Consider the following 7,105-nt stretch of genomic DNA (forward strand, 5'->3'; position numbering starts at 1 on the left):
TAGTAAAACTACTTGTTTCATCATAATTACTAGATAACTATCGAAAAAATAAAAATAGAAAGGTTAAAGAACGCGATCTATATGGCTATATGGCATATTCTTTGAGTTTAAACCTAAAAGATCTAGATACTCAGAAAGTAAGAATAGGCAGTGCCAAGCTACCCAATCCTTATTTTAAAATCGCCCCTCTCAATGACTAACCAAGTCACTAACCAAGTCATTAACCAAGTCACTAACCAAACGTAAAGTTATGGCAAATATATTTTCGATTTTAGTTGTTGATGATGAACCGAATAATTTTGACGTACTTGAGGCATTCTTGAGCGATCGCACTTACCATTTGTATTATGCAGCTAGTGGTAAAAATGCTATCTCTTGTCTTGAAAAATTCCAACCCGATCTCATCTTATTAGATGTCATGATGCCAGAAATGGATGGCATCGAGGTTTGTAAACGAATAAAGGCAATCCCACAATGGAAAGTTGTCCCGATCATTATGGTGACAGCTCTAAGCGCCAAATCCGATCTTGCTGACTGTCTGAATGCAGGAGCGGATGATTTCATTAGCAAACCGATCAACAGTCTAGAACTGCGCGCAAGGGTAAACTCGATGCTCAGAATCAAGCGCCAGTATGACGATATCCAAACTCTATCAGTTATTCAAGAAAATACGATCAATATCCTTGAAAGCACGCTCAATGAATTACGGGGAAATCTAGCCTCTCGGTTGTCCCACGAAATAAATACCCCTCTCAACGGTATTATCGGCACTATCGACCTGCTCAAGGAAGATCTCGAGAACATGGATCTAACCGAAATCCGCGAGATGTTGGGATGGGCAGACGAATCAGCCCATCGTTTAGAAAATTTAACGAAAAAATTTCTGATCTATCTAGAGCTCGAAATATCCACCATTCGGCAGCAAGCCTTTGAGTCAACTAATACGAAATTTTCAGCTTCTGGTATTGAGACCCTGATCAAATCCTATACTAAAAATAGCGGGAGGGTCGAAGATATCATATTTTCCCTTGAGGACGCGGATATTATGCTGTCATACCGATATCTTTTGACAGTCCTCCATGAATTAATCGATAATGCTCTCAAATTCTCCTCACTTGGGACAATGATTAAAATCAGCAGTAAAGTTGTAGGAGAAATGTTTAACTTATCGATCCAAGATCTAGGGAGGGGTATGACGGAGGAGCAGATTGCCAGAATTGGGGCTTTTATCCAATTCGAGCGGAAGAGTTACGAGCAACAAGGCATTGGTTTAGGTTTGAGGATTGTCAAAAAAATTGTTGAATTAGCGGGTGGGACTTTTTCCATAACAAGTATTTACCAACAGGAAACAACAATACATATTTCTTTGCCGATCGCCCAGAGTTGATCTCAGAGTCCAAAATTCCCAGAATCACCTATGTTCATGCCTCATCCCCCCTTAGACTTAGCGCTGGCGATTATTCGGAATCCCATTATTGTCCATCCCGACATGACAGTGATGGCATCGATCGCGCAGATGAGTGAGGCACGGTCGAAATGTGCAACGACCAAATCTGCAAGCAGCCAACTAGAGCAACTGCATATAGAGGTAAGAGCTAGTTGTGTGTTGGTAATCGAAAACGATCGGTTACTGGGCATAATGACCGAACGAGACGTAGTACATCTCAGCGCACAACAGCAAAGGTTAGATTGCTTGACCATGCGAGAAGTGATGGTGCGGGATGTCTTGACCCTCAAGGAATCAGCCTTTACGGATTTGTTTTTAGCAATTAACTTGCTAAAAACAAATCACATCCGTCATTTGCCGATCATGGACGACCGCGATCGCTTAATAGGACTGGTCACCCATGAGAGTTTGCGCCAAATCTCGCGTCCCCTCGACCTATTAAAGTTGAGACTGGTGAAGGAAGTCATGACCAGAGAGGTGGTTTGTGCTGAGCCAAATGCTTCCATGTTAGCGATCGCGCAAATGATGTCCACCCATGCCGTCAGCTCCGTCATGATTGTGGAAAGTCAGGAGAAGATCGCGGGAGCTTACCAAATTGCCGTGGGCATTTTGACCGAGCGCGATATTGTCCAGTTTCAAGCCTTGGGATTAAATCTGACCAGTTGGATCGCCTCGACACTCATGAGTAGCCCGATATTTACGGTTACGCCTGACGATTCACTGTTGCTCGTGCATCAGCTCATGGAACAGCGCTTTATCGGTCGTTTAGCCGTAGTGGGGGAACAGGGGGAACTACTGGGCATTGTCACCCAGACTAGCCTGCTTCAAGCTCTCAATCCCCTTGAACTCTATAGCTTGGCAGAGTATTTAGAAAAAAAAGTAGCTCGACTAGAAGAAGAAAAATTAGCTTTATTAACAACTCGAAATATCGAACTAGAGCAAAAGCAAGTTGTCACTTATCAACAACTACAAGACGAACTAATTAAGCGCCAAAAAGCCGAATTAGCACTCCAAGAACTTAACCAGTCCTTAGAACGCAAGGTTGCAGATCGAAGCAATGAGCTTCGCAGTAGTGAAGCTCAAAATCGGGCGATGATTGAGGCAATTCCCGACCTCTTGTTGCGAGTCACCAGAGATGGTAAATGTTTGGAATATATTAATTCCCACGATCGCGAAAAGAAGTTTCTACCAATTAAAAACCATCTATCGGAAATCCTATCTCCCGATTTATTGCAAAAGCAACTAGAAGCAATTGATCGCGCGATCGTCACAGGTGAATTGCAGGTATACGAGCATCAATTATATAAACGCGATCGGTTGGTGTTTGAAGAAGTACGGATTATCCCGATTAATGACAATGAAGCCCTGATCATCGTGAGGGATGAAACCGATCGTAAACAAGCGGAAATTGCTTTGCAAAAGAGTGAAACTCGATTTCGGCGGATCTTTGAATCAAGCATCGTTGGCATGATGTTTACCAACTTTCAGGGCGAGATTACCAATGCGAACGATCGCTTCTTGGATATGTTGGGCTATACCCGCGAGGATCTGCTCGCTAAAAGTATCAACTGGTCAGATATAACTCCCCTCGAATACCTAGCTGCCGATCTCCATGCCATTCAACACTTGAAACTGAGTCGCGAGATCGAACCTTGGGAAAAGATTTACTACCACAAGAATGGACATCCAATCCATGTTCTCATCGGTGTTGCCATGCTCAATGATGATGAATGTGTTTGCGTAGTTGTCGATATTAGCGATCGCAAAGAAGTAGAACTCAGATTACAACAGCAGGCAGAGCAGGAAAAATTGTTGGGAAGAATTACCCAGCGGATGCGCTCCACTTTGCAGTTAAATGAAGTCCTCAAAACTACCGTTGAAGAAGTTCGCCAAGGTTTAAATGCCGATCGCGTACTGGTCTATCGAGTATTTCCCGATGGTTCGGGCTCAGCCATCGCGGAATCTGTTTTACCCCAATGGCCAAATATTCTTAACATTGTCTTTCCTGAAGATATCTTCCCTGATTTTAATGACGATCGAGATTCCCCTCAGCATGGCGAGCCCAATTCCGAACCAGCGATCCAAGAGAGAGTATTTATCCTAAGCGATCGCAACAATGAAGCCGCATTGCTTACTCCGACCCTAGAAAGATTCCTGACCGAAATACAGGTCATCGCCAGACTAGGCGTTCCCATCATTCAAAATGGGACGATCTGGGGACTGCTGGTTGCCCATCAATGCGATCGCCCAAGGCAATGGGAAAAAGAGGAAATTAATTTGCTCCAAAAAATTGCCAACCAGTTAGTTATAGCGATTCAACAGGCAAGCCTATTTGAGCAGCTGCAACAGGAACTCAGTGTTCGGCAGCTTGCCGAACAGAAACTCACCGAACGGAACCAGCAACTAGCCATCTCGAATGAAGAACTTGCTCGAGCCACCCATCTCAAGGATGAATTTCTCGCCAACATGAGCCACGAGCTCCGCACTCCTCTAAATGCCATCTTAGGCATGACCGAGGGGCTACAGGATGGAGTGTTTGGGGAAATCCATGAACCACAGGTCAAGGCGCTTCAAACGATTGAGCGCAGTGGCTCACACCTACTAGAACTAATTAACGATGTTCTCGATGTTGCCAAAATCGAATCAGGGCAGATCGAATTGGAATATTCGCAAATATCCATCAAATCTCTTTGCCAGTCCAGCCTTACCTTTGTCAAGCAACAGGCTCTCAAAAAACGCATCCAGATTGAAACTAAATTTCATCACCATTTACCTAACTTAATGGCGGATGAACGTCGAATTCGGCAGGTTTTGATTAATCTACTCAATAATGCAGTCAAGTTTACTCCCGAAAATGGACATATCACTCTAGCAGTGAATTGCCTGCAATTACCAGAGAGCAATCCAGAGAGCAATCCAGAAGCAAATCTCATTGCAGAAGAACTTCACATCACAAAAGATGAAAAAAGTGATAAAAAAAATTCAGAAATAGGTCAGTATATCCGCATTTCCATCATTGATACAGGCATTGGGATCGCCCCCGAAAATATGCAAAAGCTATTTCAACCATTCATTCAAATAGATAGCGCCCTCAATCGACAATATCAGGGCACGGGCTTAGGACTTGCCTTAGTCAAAAGCATCGTAGAAATGCATGGGGGAATGGTAGGATTGACCAGTGAAGTGGGTGTAGGTAGCTGCTTTACGATCGATCTTCCTTACCAAGAACCTTCACATTCGGAGACAGTAGAATCTGTTGTAGCCATTGGCAGTCCATCTAGTCAAATTGGTGAGGAACCTTCGCCCTTAATTTTGATAGTAGAGGATAATGAAGCTAACATTATGACCATTTCCAGCTATCTATCGGCAAAAGGCTACCATATTTTGCTGGCTAAAAATGAACAGGAAGCGATCGCTCTAGCACGATCAGCCGACCCCGATTTAATTCTCATCGCGATCCAAATGCCAGCTATAGATGGGTTAGAGATAATCTCGGAAATCCGTCAGATTCCCAATTTAGAAGCCATACCTATAATTGCCATGACTGAAAATGCGATGCCTGAAACTGTGATGAATGAAAATGTGATGAATGAAAATGCGATGAATGAATCGGGAAATAACTTGGGAAACAAATTGGGAAATAGTTTGGGAATAGAATCGGATCGCGATCTAACACGCGATCTAACAAAGGAACCCAATGAATATTTAAGCAAGCCTGTTAAACTGAGAGAGTTGGCAACGACTATCCATAGACTCTTAACAACAAAATCTTAGCTCCCAAAACCATCTCATCCATGAACAAACCATCTATTTTGGTCGTTGACGACGAGCCCGACAATTTTGATGTTATTGAAGCGCACTTAAGTTTTAGTGAAGAGCTCGGAGAGAAAAGTGATAATTATCAACTGCATTACGCCGCTAATGGCAAACACGCGATCGCTTGTTTAGACGCAGTCGAACCCGATCTAATTTTGCTAGATGTGATGATGCCAGAAATGGATGGCTTCGAGGTTTGTAAATGTATTAAGGCAATGCCTCAATGGCGAACCGTACCCATTATTATGGTCACTGCTTTAACGGGAAAAAAGGATCTTGCCCAATGTTTGTTTGCAGGGGCGGATGATTTTATTAGTAAACCAGTCAATCGCTTAGAGTTATCCGCCAGAGTGCGATCGATGATTCGCATTCATCAGCAATACCAGCAGTTAGCGGTTTTTAATACCCAATTAGAAGCAATGGTGCAACAGCGCACATCCCAGTTGCAAGCGATGATTTTTGAAGATGCCCTCACCAAACTTCCCAGTCGGACATGGCTGATCGATCAATTAAGTCAAAGATTGCGCTTAGAAGAATCATCCCTTGCCTTGATCTATATCGACTGCGATCAATTCAAACTGGTCAATGGTTCCTTTGGTCATGCGGTGGGCGATCAGTTGCTCAAAGCGATCGCCAACCGCTTACAACAACATCTTCAAAATGGCTATGGGTTGGCAAGAATGGGCGAAGATGAATTTTGCTTTTTGCTCAACCAGATTGAAGATCGTTCGAGTCTTGAAGCTTTTATCCACAATATTTTCAAGAGCTTTTCTCAACCATTTTTAGTCGCAAATTGTGAAATCTTTCTTACCGTTTGTATGGGGATTGCGCTGAGTAGAAATAAGGATCAACAGCCTGAAGAACTTTTGCAAGATGCCGATACGGCTATGTACCAAGCTAAATTACGCGGCAAGGAGAGCTATCAAATTTTCGATCAGCAGATGCATCTGGAGATGTTTAACCGCTTAATTCTTGAGAACGATCTGCAAAGGGCGATAGAACAACAGGAATTTATTCTCTATTACCAACCCATCGTCGATTTACAAACCAATAAACTAGCAGGATTTGAAGCCTTAGTAAGGTGGAAACATCCCGAACGAGGAATGGTATCCCCCGCCGAGTTCATCCCCAGTATGGAAACTACAGGCTTAATCGTCCCTGTGGGCATGTTGGTATTTAAACAAGCCTGCCAACAACTCCGCGCTTGGCAGCTCATGGGATGGACGGAGATCGCGATCAGTATCAATCTTTCAGTACGTCAATTTGCTTGCTCGACCCTTCTTGCCGATATCGATCGCATTTTGGAAGAAACTGCGGTTAATCCTGCCAAGCTCAAACTAGAAATTACCGAAAGCGCGATTATGGACAATGCGGAAACGGCGATCGCCATTACCAAAGAACTGCGATCGCGCCAAATCCAGATCAGCATCGACGATTTTGGAACTGGATATTCTTCTCTCGGCTATCTCCATCGATTCCCCGTCGATAGCCTCAAAATCGATCGTTCGTTTGTAAACCAAATTCAATCAGAAGGACGGAACTATCATGTCGTTGATACGATCATCGCCCTCAGCAATCAACTCGGTCTATCTGTAATTGCTGAAGGGATTGAGACTAAAGAGCAGTTGGAATGGTTGCAAAAAGTTCAATGTCAATACGGACAAGGCTATTTCTTCAATCGTCCCCTACCTGCATCAGAAATTGAAAAAATCTACCTGTAACCATAACTTAATATCAAAACTAAAAATGGCGTAGCCATTTTTAGTTTTGAAAACCCTTGCTGGGTCTGGATTTTATAGCTACAGTCACTTGAATTAGGACAAATTAAACCCCAAGAAATGA

At 43.3% G+C, this 7,105-nt stretch carries 3 protein-coding genes; all 3 read left to right on the forward strand.

What is annotated here, in order from left to right; genetic code table 11:
• The first annotated feature begins 250 nt into the window (after positions 1 to 250).
• From AC805_RS06490 to AC805_RS06500, 3 genes are read left to right on the forward strand one after another with little or no spacing between them, the layout of a single operon-like run.
• Entirely contained in the window at positions 251 to 1,387 is a 1,137-nt protein-coding gene (locus tag AC805_RS06490) for a hybrid sensor histidine kinase/response regulator (protein ID WP_055074661.1), read from the forward strand.
• Positions 1,388 to 1,423: 36 nt separating this feature from the next.
• Positions 1,424 to 5,221, forward strand: a complete 3,798-nt coding sequence (locus AC805_RS06495; RefSeq protein WP_231662473.1) for a CBS domain-containing protein — start codon at positions 1,424 to 1,426, stop codon at positions 5,219 to 5,221.
• Between the two features lie 20 nt (positions 5,222 to 5,241).
• A complete protein-coding gene (locus tag AC805_RS06500) occupies positions 5,242 to 6,984 on the forward strand; it encodes an EAL domain-containing protein (RefSeq protein WP_055074663.1) in 1,743 nt (580 codons plus the stop codon).
• Positions 6,985 to 7,105: the final 121 nt, after the last annotated feature.

This window comes from Pseudanabaena sp. 'Roaring Creek' (assembly GCF_001402795.1).
Taxonomy (GTDB): domain Bacteria; phylum Cyanobacteriota; class Cyanobacteriia; order Pseudanabaenales; family Pseudanabaenaceae; genus Pseudanabaena.